The sequence below is a fragment of the Kitasatospora sp. NPDC092286 genome (assembly GCF_044755565.1).
Lineage (GTDB): Bacteria > Actinomycetota > Actinomycetes > Streptomycetales > Streptomycetaceae > Kitasatospora.
Genome location: NZ_JBIVRD010000012.1, coordinates 18,970 through 31,225, shown reverse-complemented (window position 1 = coordinate 31,225; position 12,256 = coordinate 18,970). Strand labels below are relative to the sequence as shown.

13 protein-coding genes and 1 pseudogene are annotated in these 12,256 nt (G+C 76.1%); 7 read left to right on the top strand and 7 right to left on the bottom strand.

All coding sequences use genetic code 11. From position 1 onward, the window contains the following. Positions 1 to 382: 382 nt before the first annotated feature. Complete coding sequence (locus tag ACIQIB_RS14490; RefSeq protein WP_363610263.1) at positions 383 to 766, top strand: hypothetical protein; 384 nt, start codon at positions 383 to 385, stop codon at positions 764 to 766. Between the two features lie 80 nt (positions 767 to 846). On the opposite strand, the pseudogene ACIQIB_RS14485 reads toward ACIQIB_RS14490, so the two are convergent. After that, a pseudogene (locus tag ACIQIB_RS14485) lies at positions 847 to 933 on the bottom strand (hypothetical protein); the annotation flags it as partial. A gap of 18 nt (positions 934 to 951) precedes the next feature. Next, positions 952 to 2,499: an alpha/beta hydrolase family protein gene (locus tag ACIQIB_RS14480; RefSeq protein ID WP_400758143.1), complete on the bottom strand. Its 1,548-nt coding sequence runs from the start codon at positions 2,497 to 2,499 to the stop codon at positions 952 to 954. Between the two features lie 110 nt (positions 2,500 to 2,609). Between ACIQIB_RS14480 and ACIQIB_RS14475 the strand changes: the two genes are divergently transcribed. Beyond that, positions 2,610 to 2,792, top strand: a complete 183-nt coding sequence (locus ACIQIB_RS14475) for a hypothetical protein (RefSeq protein ID WP_363610259.1) — start codon at positions 2,610 to 2,612, stop codon at positions 2,790 to 2,792. A 17-nt stretch (positions 2,793 to 2,809) separates the two neighbouring features. On the opposite strand, the gene ACIQIB_RS14470 is transcribed toward ACIQIB_RS14475, so the two are convergent. Next, positions 2,810 to 3,739, bottom strand: a complete 930-nt coding sequence (locus tag ACIQIB_RS14470) for an EamA family transporter (protein ID WP_400758140.1) — start codon at positions 3,737 to 3,739, stop codon at positions 2,810 to 2,812. A gap of 91 nt (positions 3,740 to 3,830) precedes the next feature. Between ACIQIB_RS14470 and ACIQIB_RS14465 the strand changes: the two genes are divergently transcribed. Beyond that, positions 3,831 to 4,328 (top strand): MarR family winged helix-turn-helix transcriptional regulator, encoded by a 498-nt coding sequence (locus ACIQIB_RS14465; protein ID WP_400758138.1) that lies wholly within the window; start codon positions 3,831 to 3,833, stop codon positions 4,326 to 4,328. 24 nt (positions 4,329 to 4,352) lie between these two features. Here ACIQIB_RS14465 and ACIQIB_RS14460 read toward each other — a convergent pair whose 3' ends face one another. Together ACIQIB_RS14460 and ACIQIB_RS14455 are read right to left on the bottom strand one after the other, a co-directional pair. Next, the gene (locus tag ACIQIB_RS14460; RefSeq protein ID WP_363610253.1) at positions 4,353 to 4,607 is read right to left on the bottom strand and encodes a hypothetical protein; all 255 of its coding nucleotides are present in this window, start codon (positions 4,605 to 4,607) and stop codon (positions 4,353 to 4,355) included. Between the two features lie 202 nt (positions 4,608 to 4,809). Further along, positions 4,810 to 5,829 (bottom strand): zinc-binding dehydrogenase, encoded by a 1,020-nt coding sequence (locus ACIQIB_RS14455; RefSeq protein WP_400758137.1) that lies wholly within the window; start codon positions 5,827 to 5,829, stop codon positions 4,810 to 4,812. Between the two features lie 95 nt (positions 5,830 to 5,924). Here ACIQIB_RS14455 and ACIQIB_RS14450 point away from each other — a divergent pair, with 95 nt between their 5' ends. Beyond that, complete coding sequence (locus ACIQIB_RS14450; RefSeq protein ID WP_400758135.1) at positions 5,925 to 6,653, top strand: TetR/AcrR family transcriptional regulator; 729 nt, start codon at positions 5,925 to 5,927, stop codon at positions 6,651 to 6,653. A gap of 134 nt (positions 6,654 to 6,787) precedes the next feature. Then, the gene (locus ACIQIB_RS14445) at positions 6,788 to 6,961 is read left to right on the top strand and encodes a CsbD family protein (protein WP_363610247.1); all 174 of its coding nucleotides are present in this window, start codon (positions 6,788 to 6,790) and stop codon (positions 6,959 to 6,961) included. A gap of 73 nt (positions 6,962 to 7,034) precedes the next feature. Here the strand turns inward: ACIQIB_RS14445 and ACIQIB_RS14440 are convergent, their stop codons facing one another. Continuing rightward, positions 7,035 to 7,895, bottom strand: a complete 861-nt coding sequence (locus tag ACIQIB_RS14440) for a methyltransferase domain-containing protein (protein ID WP_363610245.1) — start codon at positions 7,893 to 7,895, stop codon at positions 7,035 to 7,037. Positions 7,896 to 7,923: 28 nt separating this feature from the next. Between ACIQIB_RS14440 and ACIQIB_RS14435 the strand changes: the two genes are divergently transcribed. Continuing rightward, the gene (locus ACIQIB_RS14435) at positions 7,924 to 9,444 is read left to right on the top strand and encodes a PLP-dependent aminotransferase family protein (RefSeq protein ID WP_400758133.1); all 1,521 of its coding nucleotides are present in this window, start codon (positions 7,924 to 7,926) and stop codon (positions 9,442 to 9,444) included. Between the two features lie 118 nt (positions 9,445 to 9,562). Beyond that, complete coding sequence (locus ACIQIB_RS14430) at positions 9,563 to 10,717, top strand: glycoside hydrolase family 3 N-terminal domain-containing protein (protein ID WP_363610241.1); 1,155 nt, start codon at positions 9,563 to 9,565, stop codon at positions 10,715 to 10,717. A 63-nt stretch (positions 10,718 to 10,780) separates the two neighbouring features. Here the strand turns inward: ACIQIB_RS14430 and ACIQIB_RS14425 are convergent, their stop codons facing one another. Beyond that, entirely contained in the window at positions 10,781 to 12,145 is a 1,365-nt protein-coding gene (locus ACIQIB_RS14425) for an FAD-dependent oxidoreductase (RefSeq protein WP_400758130.1), read from the bottom strand. Positions 12,146 to 12,256: the final 111 nt, after the last annotated feature.

The following is a 12,256-nucleotide window of genomic DNA, read 5'->3' as shown; positions in this document are numbered from 1 at the left end:
GGCGCCCGCCGCTTCGGCGGACTGCGACGGTCAGGATGCTACTGGTTGCCGTCGGCCGGTATTTTCCGTTCCTGCAACGGGAGTTGCCCGGGCGCGTAACGGACGTGAACCGGGCGTGCCCGGGGGCGGAACGGGCGGTTCGGGGCACGGGGGTGGTACAGACCTGCCCGCCCGGGCTCCCCGGCGGCGCCTGCGGCCGCCAGCCCTGACCTGGCCCGATGCGCCGCCCTGAACCCGCCGTGCACGGTCAGGACGGGTGTGCGGGCGGCCGGTTCTACACCATCGCCTCCCCGGGCGGGTGACGTTCTGGTGAAAGTGGTCATGCCAGGAATCGCGGCCCGGCATGCTGTGCCCGTTGACCATGCGGATGGAGGCCCTGACAGTGAGCACGAACCTGCCGGAGACCGTCGCCGAGGGGCCTGCCGTCCTGCCGGCGCCACCTCGGGTGATCGACGACCTGGCCCGCGACCTGACCCATGCCGCGGCCGCCGTCCGGGCGGTGTCCCGCGTCGGCCGGAGCGGCGGGGACGTGTCGGTCGCGGCGTACACGGCGGTGGTGTGCACCGGTCGTTCGGCCGCCCGCGCGCTGGAGGAGGCCGCCGCCTGGTGCCGCCAGGCCCCGGAGGCCGAGGTCCACTCACTCGCCTGGGCCCGCGTCCCGGGCCACCGGGACGACGTCTTCGAGTACCGCGTCACCCTGGCCGTCAGCTTCCCCGACCACGAGACCGGTGAGCATGTCGGCGACACCCATCACGCACCCCACTGACCGCGGTCGGGCCGCCCCGAGTGCCCGGGGCGGGACCGGCACTCGTCGGTCCCGCCCGCGGGCAGCGGCTCCGTCCGGTCTCAGGCACCTTGCGGCGACGGGCAGATGAGGTCACGGGCCGGGGTGCGGCCGGTCAGCAGATAGCCGTCGACGAGGTCCCGCACGCAGGAGTCGGGCCCGGGCGGTCAGGGGATCAGCAGGCCCCAGTAGAGCGCCCAGGGGACGAACACCACGGCGGCGACGGCCAGCAGGCCCAGCCGGACCCGCTCGGCGCGGGCGGGTACGGACGCGCCCGCGGCCGGTCCGCCGCCGGCGCCGCGGATGCGCCGGCGGCGGACGGCGAGCGTGGCGGCGAACCTGACGGCGAGCGCGGTGGCGGCCACCACCGCGGTGACGGCGGCGAGTTGGAGCAGGAGCCAGGGCAGCGGTCGGCCGAGCAGGACCGGGCCGGGGAGGGCGCCCGCCGTGACGACCATGAAGAGGAGGTAGAGCGGGCCGCCGGCCAGGGCCGTCAGCCCGGCGCCGGCCAGCCAGCGGGCGGGGCGGGCCGACGGGGTGCGCGGGGCGTCGGCCCGCCCTCCGGGCCGGAGGCGGCGGACCAGCGCCGTCAGCGGATAGCCGGCGAAGCCGACGCCGCACACCAGGACGGCCGCGAGCTGGAGCCACGGCCCCTCGTAGCCGGCGAGCGGGGTGAGCGCCGTGCTCCGGTACTCCTGCGGCGGCATCGCGTCGACGCTGATCGCGGGCGGCCCGTCGGCCAGGTGGTGGATCCAGTCGGACTCGGCGTCGGCGTAGTCCGGCGGGAGGTCGGACGGGCGGTCGAAGCCGTCGTCGGCGGTGCGGTTGAGGTTGTGCCGGACGCCGGGGACGGCGCGCAGGGTGTAGTGGGTGTTGCCGCCCCGGTCGAGCGCGTCCCGGATGATCGCCGCGCTCTCCTGGGGCGCGGCCTCCCGGTCGAGCGTGCCCCATTCGGCCAGCACCGGCTGGCGCACCCCGGTCCAGGCGGGCACCGGGTCGTAGTCCGCCTCGGGGAAGAGCCCGGCGCCCGCCACCACCCGGGCGGCGGTCCGCTGCATGGCCGGGAGCAGCGACCCGTGCACGCCGTGGTGGCGCAGGTAGCCGCCGTACGCCCAGGCCTGCTGGCGCAGCGGGCTGAGGCCGACCGCCCCGGCGGTGACCACGAACGCGACGTCCGACGAGCGGCCGGCGGCCAGCGAGACCACCCAGGCACCCTCCGACAGCCCCCACACCCCGGTCCGCGACCGGTCGACGCCGGGCCGCTCGCGCAGCGCGGCGAGTGCGGCGAGGGCGTCGTCGGCGAGCTGGGAGTAGTCGCGGTGGGTCATCGAGTACCCGTCGGTGCGCTTGTCGTAGACCAGCGTGACGATGCCGTGCCGCGCGTAGGCCTCGGCGGCGGGGCGCAGTTCCTCCCGGCCGCCGGGTCCGGCCCCGGGCACCATCACCAGCGCGGGCCCCGGTGCGCCGCCCGTGCCGCCGGGGGCGAGCACGGTGCCGTGCAGGGTGACGCCGTCGGCGCCGGTGAACCGGACGTCGGTGGCGGTCACGTCCGCCGTCGCGTTCCCGGTGCCGGCCGAGGCGGGTGGCTGTCCGAAGGCGGCGGACGGTGCCAGGAGCAGCACCGACAGTGCGGCGAGGAGGGCGGCCCGCAGCAGGCCGGCCCGGGCGGTCCGGCCCGGTGGCCGCTCGCGCGTCCGCTTCGGTGGACGAGGCATGGTGGTTCCCCCGTGAGGTCGGGCCGTCTCCCGGCGGCGGTGGATCTCCGGCGGGTCCAGCCTGGCCCGCCGGCCACCCGACGGACCATCAGGAGGTCCCCCGTCCGGGGGTGGGGGCAGCCCCCGGGCCTCAGTACGCCACCGTGAAGCGGGTGCGGGTGGACGGGGTGCTCGGCCTCGTCGAGGAGGGCGACGGCGAGGTCCTCCATGGAAATGCCCTCGGTGTCCACCACGAGTACGTCACGGCCGAGCCGGTAGCGGCCGGTGCGCTCGCCGGGGGTGAGGAGGGCTGAGCCGGGCGGTGCGGGGTTCAGGCGGGCTCGGCCAGGCGGGCCGGTGCGGGCGCGTCGGCTGCCGCAGGGGCCGGTGCGGGGGTCGGTGCGGGGCGCGGGCGCTGGGTCTGGGCGGCGACCAGTGAACCGAGCACGATCAGCGCGCCGAGGGCCTGGACGGGTGAGAGGTCCTGGCCGAGGGCGAGCCAGCCGAGGGCGGTGGCGACCACCGGGCTGAGCAGCCCGAGGAAGGTCACGGAGGTCGGCGGCAGGGCCCGGATGCCCCGGAACCAGAGCGCGTACGCCACGGCCGCGCCGATCAGGCCGAGGTAGCCGTAGCCGAGCAGGTTGGCGCCGGTGAGGTGGGAGGGCGGGGCACCCTCCACGGCGAGGGCGACGGGGAGCAGCAGCAGGCCGCCCGCGGTGAGCTGCCAGCCGGTGGTGGCGAGCAGCGGCGCCGGTGACGTCCACCGCTTGGCGAGGACCACGCCGGTGGCCATCACCACCGCGCCGCCGAGCGCGGCGGCGACCCCGAGGGTGTCGAGCCGGGCGCCGGCCCGCAGCACCAGCAGGCTGACCCCGGCCACTCCGGCGATGCCGGACAGGACGGTTCGCAGCGAGAGCCGTTCGCCGAGCAGCCCGGCGGAGAGTCCGGCGGCGAGCAGCGGCTGGACGGCGCCGACGGTGGCCGCGACCCCGCCGGGCAGGCGGTAGGCGGCGATGAAGAGCAGTGCGAAGAACGCGCCGATGTTGAGCGCGCCCAGTATCAGTGAGCGCCACCACCAACTGCCCTTCGGCAGGCGGCGGGTGACGGCGACGAGCAGCAGCCCGGCGGGCAGGGCCCGGAGCACGCCGGCGAGCAGCGGGCGGTCGGGCGGCAGCAGTTCGGTGGTGACGAGGTAGGTCGAGCCCCAGATGACGGGGGCGAGGGCGGTCAGCAGGACGGTTCCGAGTCGATTCCTTAGCACTAAGCCAATGTATCTCAGCGCTAAGGCACATCTGGGTCCAATCGGGTGGTGTGAGGTATCTCACCGCTAAGGAATCCTCTAGGCTGAAGTGGTGGCAGATCACGTGGACCGAGTGGTGAAGCAGTGGGGCGCGGAGCGCCCGGACCTGGACGTCTCCCCGATGGAGGTGATCGGCCGGCTCAAGCGGCTCTACCGGCTGGTGGACGCGGAGCTGAAGCGGAACTTCGCCGACTACGACCTGGACGCGGCCTCCTTCGACGTCCTCGCCACGCTGCGCCGCAGCGGCCCGCCCTACCGGCTGACCCCCACCGGCCTGATGCGGTCCGCGATGGTCACCTCCGGTGCCATCACCCAGCGGCTCGACCGGCTGGAGGCCCGGGGTCTGGTCACCCGTACGCCCAGCGGCTCGGACGGCCGCAGCCGGGACGTCGCCCTCACCCCCGAGGGCCACGCCCTGGTCGACCGGGCGCTGCCGGCCCATCTCGCCGCCGAACGCCGCGTCCTGGCCGGTCTGGACGCGGCGCGGACCGACGCGCTGGTGGACGCGCTGCGGACGCTGCTCGCGGCGCTGGGGGACGACGCGCACTGACCCGGCCCCGGCCCGGGCGGCCCGTCACTGGGACGGCGTGGTGGTTTCCAGGGCGGCGGTCAGGAGGGTGTGGACGGCCGCGGCGGCGGCCCGGGTGACCGGGTCCGGGTCGTCGAGGCGGTCGGCGATGAGCTCGGCGGCGGCCGCGACGACCGGGGCGGGCAGGGTGGTCTCGCGCAGGTGGAGCAGCTGGGCGGCGGCCCGGTCACCGGCACTGCTGGTCCGGCCGGTGGGGATCAGGGAGGTCAGGCCGCGCGGCTGCTGCTGAGGGCTCGTCATGCGGCCATTCTTCCGGCTGTCGCGCCGCCCGCCGGTCACCCGCCCGTCGCCGCGCGGGTGGCGCCGTCCGTACCGGTGAGGGCGGGTCGGCGGCGCCCCGCGTCCGAACCGTGCGGGGACGGCGACGGGCGCCCGCGCGGGGGAGTCCCCGCACGGGCGCCCGTCCGGACGGCGCGCCCCGCCCGTTGCCGGGGCGTGAGGATCACGGCGTGAGGACCAGCCGGATCGGATTGCCCTCCTTCTTCTCCAGCGCCTCGACGGCCTTGGCGGCGTCGGAGAGGGGGAAGGTCGCGCTCACCGAGCGGGAGAACTCCAGCCGCCCGCCGCGCACCAGGTCGACCAGGTCGACGACGTCCTCGGGTGCCGAGCCGTAGTGGCCGCGGATCTGCTGCTTGAGGTAGCTCAGCAGGGTGCCGTTGGTGACCGTCAGCGGCTTGTCGGTGAGGCCCACCAGCACCAGCCGTCCGTTCGCCCCCAGCGAGGCCATGGCCTGCTCGCGCACCGGTGCCACCCCGGCGAAGTCGAACGCCGCGGCCAGGCCCCGACCGCCCGTGGCGGTGCGCACGGTGGCGGCGAAGTCCGGGTCGGCCGGGTCGAGGGCGAGGTCGGCGCCGAATTCCAGGGCCCGGTCGCGGGCGGCCGGCAGCGGGTCGACGGCGATGATCGGGTACGCGCCGATGGCCCGCAGCGACTGGACGCCGTGGGCGCCGAGGCCGCCCACGCCCCAGACGCCGACGGCCTCGGCGGGGCGCACCGCGCCGGTGCCGGTGATGGCGGCCCAGGGGGTGGAGACCGCGTCGGGGATGAAGCACGCCTGCTCGAACGGCAGGTCGTCCGGGATGGGGACGAGGGTGCCGACGGTCGCCAGTGCGTACTCGGCCCAGCCGCCGTCGTAGTCGACGCCGCGGGTGTGGACGGCGCCGTCGCGGGTCTCGCCGGCCTGGAGCAGCACCCGGTCGCCGACCCGGGCCTCGGTGACGCCCTCGCCGAGGAGGTGGACGGTGCCGGCCACCTCGTGGCCGAGGGTGACCTTGTCGCCCTTGAGGAAGAGGGGCTTGAGCATGCCCTCGATCAGGTGGACGTCGGACAGGCAGACGCCGGCGGCCTCGACCTTGATCAGGACCTCGCCCGGGCCCGGAGTGGGGACGGGGACCTCTTCGAGGGCGAAGGCGCCCTGGGCGACGTCGAGCCGTCCGGCGAGCATCGTTGCGGTGGCGGTCATCCGGATCTCCCTTCCGACGGGGCGGCGGCAGGGGGGTCGCCGACCCGCAGACTTACTTGTTGTTCAACAAGCAAGTTCGACTCTATCATGGGGGTATGGACAATCACGGGGAGCCCTCGGCGGCTCGGACCGCACCGACCGGGTCCGCGGCCGGCCCGATGACCGGCCCGATGGCCGGCCCGCAGACCGGTTCGGCGGCGCGCGAGGCGTCGGGGCAGTCCGGTCGGCGGACCCAGGCGCAGCGTCGGGCCGCGGCCGAGTCGGCGCTGCTCGCCGCGGCCGCCCGGCTGATCGCGGAGCACGGCAGCGCCGGGGTGACGCTGGCGCGGGTGGGCGAGGCCGCGGGCTTCAGCCGGGGCCTGGCCACCCACTACTTCGGCTCGAAGGCCGTCCTGCTGGCCCGGCTGCAGGAGGTGGTGCTCGCCGACGCGACGGCCTCGGCCGTGCCCGAGCGGGCGGGCGGCGGCGCGGTCGAGGAGCTGTTGCGCTTCACGGAGACCTGGCTGGAGGTGGCCCGGCACCCGACCGACCTCCAGCGGGCGCTGCTGGTGCTGGGTGCCGAGGCACTGGCGGGCGCGTCGGAGCTGGCCCCCGCGGTGGCCGAACTCGACGCGCGGATGCGGCTCTGGGTGGCCTCGGTGGTGCGCCAGGGCGCGGCGGCCGGGGAGGTGCGGGCCGGAGTGGACCCGGAGGCGTTCGCGGTGGTCGCGGTCGCCGTGCTCAAGGGCCTGGTCGTGCAGGCCGCGGCGGCGCCCGGAGAGCTGGAGCTGACGGCGGCGGGCGCCGAGGCCCGGCGGTGGATCGCGGGCGCGCTCGCGCCGTGAGGCCCGCCCGGCCGGCGGCGCCGGGGCGATGTCGCCGGTTTTCCTCCGGAATCGTCCGCATGGCCGTGGCGATCCGGGGCAGGCGCCTGCTGGGCGGGCACTCGGCCCGCCCGGCACGGAGAGGAGTCGCCGCGATGGGTACGGACGACAAGCTGCACAACGCCGCGGAGAAGGCCCGGGGCAAGGCCAAGGAGGTCGCGGGCAAGGTCACCGGTGACCGGACCAAGGAGGCCGAGGGCAAGGGCACCCAGGTGAAGAGCGACCTCAAGCAGGCGGCCGAGAAGGTCAAGGACGCGACGAAGCACTGAGCCCGGCCGGGCGGACCGTCGTACGCGCCGAGTCCCGCGCGTACGGCGGTCCGCCCGGCACGGGCCGCCCCCGTCAGGGCCGCACGGCGACCGCCTTGAAGAAGGTGTAGTGGAACGTCCCGCCGGGCTCCGCCGTCCGGCGCAGATCGGCCAGCCCCCGGTCGAACGCGGCGGCCGTGGTGAGACCGGCGGCGAGCGCGTCGGCGCGTACCGACTCGACCATGGCGATGAAGGTCCGCCGGGTGAAGCCCTCGACCAGCGCCGGGCGGCTCCCGTCGGCGCACACGGTACGCGGCTCGACGGCGACGTCCCGGAAGCCCGCGTCCGCCAGCAGCGGGTGCAGCCGCCGGCCGAGCAGAGCGTCACCGCCGGCCGCCGCCTGCAGCCGGACCAGCTGGTCCACGACCGCCCGGGCGGGGGCGCTGTCCGGGTGGAAGAAGGCCGAACCGTGGTCGCCCTCGACCACCGTGATCGTGCCGCCCGGCCGCAGCACCCGCCGCAGCGCGGCCAGTGCGGCCTGCGGCCGCGCCAGGTGTTCCAGCACGAAGCAGACGAAGACGTGGTCGAAGGAGCCGTCCGCGAACGGCAGGTCGTGCAGGTCCCCGTGGTGCCAGTCCACCCGGGCGCCGGGCGCGTGGGCCGCCACCGCTTCGCGCGCCCGGGCGAGCGACTCGGCCGAGAGGTCCGCCGCCGTCAGCCGCACGCCCGGGCTGGACGCCAGCAGGTGCACCGTCTGCGCACCGACGCCGCAGCCCGCCTCCAGCACCCGGCCGCCCGCCGGGTACGCCGTACCGGCGTGCAGCAACTCCGCCAGGGTGTCGGCCTGTTCGCCGAGCCGCCGCGCCTCGGTGACCGAATACCCGTGCACATAGCCGGGACGGTGGTCCTGAACGTCCTCGTGCACCGCCGTGCGGTGCGTCGTCTCCGTGGTCATGCCCCCACCCTGGCCGCACAATGGACCGGTGAACAGGTCCAATGAGAGCGCCGTTGACAGGTCCAAAAGGGCCGGCGCCTCCGACTTCCTCCAGCTCGACACCGCCGACGCCCCGCCCGGCGGGCTCGCCGACTGGCTGGCCCGGCGGCTGCGGGAGGCGATCGCCGACGGCCGCCTCCCGGTCGGCACCCGGCTGCCCGCCGGCCGGGTACTGGCCGGAGAGCTGCGGGTCTCCCGGGGGGTCGTCACCGACGCCTACCGGCGCCTCGCCGAGGAGGGCCAGGTCGCCGGCCGGGGGAGGGGCGGCACCGTCGTGGTCGGCGCGCCCGCCCCGCCCCGGCCCGCCCCGACGGACGCCGCGGACCCGCCGCCACCCGGGCGGTCGTGGCACCCGGGCGAACCCGCCGCACTGTTCGACGCCGACCCCGTCCCCGAGACCTTCGACGCGCTGCGCGCCGCCCCCGCCCGGATCGACCTCTCGCCCGGCGTGCCCGACCTCGCCGCCTTCCCCCGCGCCGCCTGGCTGCGCGCCGAGCGCGCCGTCCTCGACGACCTCCGCCCCCGCGACCTCGGCTACGGCGACCCGTGCGGCACCCCCGCGCTGCGCCGGGCCGTTGCCCACTGGCTGGCCCGCAACCGCGGCATCCGGGCCGACCCCGACGAGGTGCTGATCGTCGCCGGCACCGCCCAGGCGCTCGGTCTGCTCGGCCAGGTGCTCGGCGGCAGCGGCATCACCGAGATCGCGGTCGAGGACCCGGGCTCGCTCGGCACCCGCCAGCACCTCGGCCACTGGCTCACCGCCACCCCGCCCGTACCGGTGGACGCCGAAGGCCTCCGGGTGGACGCGCTGCGCGCCACCGGCGCCCCCGCCGTCGTGGTCACCCCGGCCCACCAGTACCCGACCGGCGTGGTGCTCGGCGGCGGGCGGCGGCGCGAACTGATCCGCTGGGCCGGCGAGGGCGGCCTGGTCGTCGAGGACGACTACGACGCCGAGCACCGCTACGACCGGCCCCCGGTGCCCGCGCTGCGCGCCGTCCTCCCCGACCGGGTCTGCTACGCGGGCAGCGTCTCCAAACTGCTCGCGCCCGCCCTGCGCACCGGCTGGCTGCTCGTCCCGCCCCGGTACCGGGAGGCCGTCGTCGCGGCCAAGCGGTTCGCGGACCTCGGCAACGCCGTCCTGCCGCAGCTGGTCCTGGCCCGGCTGATGGACTCCGGCGAGCTGGAACGGCACCTGCGGCTGCTGCGCCGGCGCCACCGCCGCCGCCGGGACGCGATGATCGCGGCGATCGGCGCCCACCTGCCGGGCGCGGTCGTCCACGGCGCGGCGGCCGGGCTGCATCTGATGCTCACCTTTCCGGCGGGCCTCCGCTGCTCCGACACCGAACTCGCCGCGGCGGCCCTCGCCCACGGGGTGAAGGTGCAGCCGCTGTCCTGGCACGCCCGGCTGCCGCACCCGCCCGGGCTGGTCCTCGGCTACGCGGCGGGCGCACCGGGCGGGATCGAGGACGGCATCGCGGTGCTCGGCCGGCTGCTGCGCCGGATGGGGTGAGGCGGGGGCGGCGGGTGGGGTGACGCGGGGCGCCGACGGGCGCGTTGCGCGGCCCGGGGCCGGACCGGTCTCGGTACCGTGACGCACCGACCCCCCACCCCCACCCCCGGGAGGCCCGATGCCGTCGCTCCGGCGGACCGTCCGTGCCGCGGCGCTCGCGGTGCTGCTCACCGCCCTGCTCCCGGTCCTGGCCGGGTCGGCGTGGACACCCCATCGGGCGGCCCGGTGGTCGCCCGCCCCGACCGAGAGGGCGACGCCCATGTCCACACCGGAGTCCCGGCTGCTCGCCGGCCGGCGGATCGTCTACTCCTACCCCGGCCCGGTCCCGCCGCCCGCCCTGCTCCGGGCCATCCGCGAGGGCCGGGCGGCCGGGGTGATCCTGTTCGGCGAGAACATCACCGGAACCGAACAACTCCACTCCGCCGTCGACCAGTTGAAGCGGGCCGCGGCGGAGTCCCCGGGGTCCGCGCCGCTGCTGCTGATGACCGACCAGGAGGGCGGAAAGATCCGCCGGCTGCCCGGGGCGCCCGAACTCTCCGCCCGCCGGACCGGCCTGGCGCCGGACCCGCTCGCCGAGGCCGCCCGCTCGGGCACCGGGGCCGGGAGCAACCTCGCGGGCGCCGGTCTGAACGTCAACCTCGCACCCGTCCTCGACGTCTACGACACCGCCGACGACTTCATCGACCACTTCGAGCGCTCCTACGGCCAGGACCCCGCCACCGTCGGCGAGTTGGGAAGCGCCTTCCTCGCCGCCCAGCAGAGTCTGCGGATCGCCGCCACGGCCAAGCACTTCCCCGGCCTCGGCTCCGCCGCCCGCGACCAGAACACCGACGAGCGGCCCGTCACCCTCCCCGTCCCGCTCGCCGACCTCCGCGCCCGCGGTGAGGAGCCGTACCGGGCCGCGATCGCCGCCGGGGTGCGGCTGGTGATGGCCTCCTGGGCCGTCTACCCGGCGCTGGACGGGGAGCGCCCGGCCGGCCTGTCGCCGGTCGTGGTCCAGGGCGAGCTGCGCGAACGCCTCGGCTTCCGGGGCGTCACCGTCACCGACGCCCTGGAGGCCGGCGCCCTCGCCCCGTACGGCGACACCGGCGCCCGGGCGATCGCCGCCGCCGAGGCCGGGATGGACCTGCTGCTCTGCTCGGCCCGGGACGTCCAGCAGGGCGACGACGCGGCGGCCGCGCTCGCCGAGGCGCTGGACGGCGGCCGGCTCGACCGCGCCGCCTTCACCGGGGCGGTCCACCGGATCGGCGAACTCCGGTCGGCCGTACGGTAGTCCGCCCCGTCGGGGCCGCCGGACGGGCGCTCCGCCCGCCCCGGCGGTCCCGACGGCACCCGGTCAGCTGCCGCTGTGGCGGAGCATGTCCTCCCGCTCGACGACCTTGACGCGCTCGCGGTCCTCCGCCGCGCCCAGGGCCCGCTCGTGGGCGTCGAGCCGGTACCAGCCGTCCCGGGTGGTGTAGCGGACGCCGCGCTCCTCCAGGAAGGCCGTGACGGCGTCCGGCTCCGGTGCGGTGGCGCCGGGGAGGCGGCCGGCGGTGTGGTCGTCGAGCAGGCAGGCGACGGTCTCGTTGGCGTCGCCCTTGGTGTGGCCGATGAGCCCGACGGGGCCGCGCTTGATCCAGCCGGTGACGTAGACGGCGGTCTCGTGGCTGCTGTCGGCGGCCAGCACCCGGCCGGCCTGGTTGGGGACGGTGCCGGAGGCCAGGTCGAAGGGCAGCTTGGGCAGCTCGTCCGAGTAGTAGCCGACCGCCCGGTAGACGGCCTGGACGTCCCAGTCGGTGAAACGGCCGGTGCCGCGGACGTTGCCGGTGCCGTCGAGCTCGGTGCGTTCGGTCCGCAGCCCGACCACGCGCCCGTCCTCGCCGAGGATCTCCTCGGGGGACTCGAAGAAGTGCAGGTGGACCCGGTGGGGGCGGGTGCCGGTGTCGCGGATGGCCCACTTCTCCAGGGTGGAGGCGACCATGTCGGCGTGCCGGTTGCCGCGGCGTTCGGCGATGGAGCCCTCGTCGTACTCGATGTCCTCGGGGTCGACGATGACCTCGATGTTCGGGGAGTGGTCGAGTTCCCGCAGCTCCATCGGGCTGAACTTGGCCTGCGCGGGGCCGCGGCGGCCGAAGACGTGGACCTCGACGGCCTTGTTCCGCCGCAGGCCCGCGTGGACGTTCGGCGGTATCTCGGTGGGCAGGAGCTCGTCGGCGGTCTTGGCCAGGATCCGGGCGACGTCCAGGGCCACGTTGCCCACGCCCAGGACGGCGACCTTCTCGGCCTCCAGGGGCCAGGTCCGCGGGACGTCCGGGTGGCCGTCGTACCAGGAGACGAAGTCCGCGGCGCCGAAGGAGCCGTCCAGGTTGATCCCGGGGACGTCCAGGGCCCGGTCGGCCATCGCGCCCGTGGCGAAGACCACCGCGTCGTAGAAGCGGTGCAGGTCGTCCAGGGTGATGTCGCCCGGGTAGTCCACATTGCCGAAGAGCCGTACCTGCGGCTTGTCCAGCACCTGGTGCAGCGCGGTGACGATGCCCTTGATCCGCGGGTGGTCGGGCGCCACGCCGTAGCGGATCAGCCCGAACGGCGCGGGCATCCGTTCGAACAGGTCGACGGACACCCCCGGGTCCTGCGCGGCGTCGGACTTCAGCAGCGCGTCAGCGGCGTAGATGCCGGCCGGACCGGCGCCGACTATTGCGACACGGATGGGACGAGGCATGCGAGACGTTCCTCCAGGCAGCGCGGACAGACGGATCGAGACAAGCCCACCCGGTGGGCCCGCGGTAGTCGGTGGCGGTCTATGGGCCCATAGCTCCAAGCTATGACCGGC

Excerpts from the sequence above, each read along its gene's own strand:
- ACIQIB_RS14455 (WP_400758137.1), bottom strand. The coding sequence starts at position 5,829 with ATGACCGCCACCGCAACGATGCTCGCCGGACGGCTCGACGTCGCCCAG.
- ACIQIB_RS14425 (WP_400758130.1), bottom strand. The coding sequence starts at position 12,145 with ATGCCTCGTCCCATCCGTGTCGCAATAGTCGGCGCCGGTCCGGCCGGC.
- ACIQIB_RS14460 (WP_363610253.1), bottom strand. The coding sequence starts at position 4,607 with ATGACGAGCCCTCAGCAGCAGCCGCGCGGCCTGACCTCCCTGATCCCC.
- ACIQIB_RS14440 (WP_363610245.1), bottom strand. The coding sequence starts at position 7,895 with ATGACCACGGAGACGACGCACCGCACGGCGGTGCACGAGGACGTTCAG.
- ACIQIB_RS14480 (WP_400758143.1), bottom strand. The coding sequence starts at position 2,499 with ATGCCTCGTCCACCGAAGCGGACGCGCGAGCGGCCACCGGGCCGGACC.
- ACIQIB_RS14430 (WP_363610241.1), top strand. The coding sequence starts at position 9,563 with ATGCCGTCGCTCCGGCGGACCGTCCGTGCCGCGGCGCTCGCGGTGCTG.
- ACIQIB_RS14445 (WP_363610247.1), top strand. The coding sequence starts at position 6,788 with ATGGGTACGGACGACAAGCTGCACAACGCCGCGGAGAAGGCCCGGGGC.
- ACIQIB_RS14450 (WP_400758135.1), top strand. The coding sequence starts at position 5,925 with ATGGACAATCACGGGGAGCCCTCGGCGGCTCGGACCGCACCGACCGGG.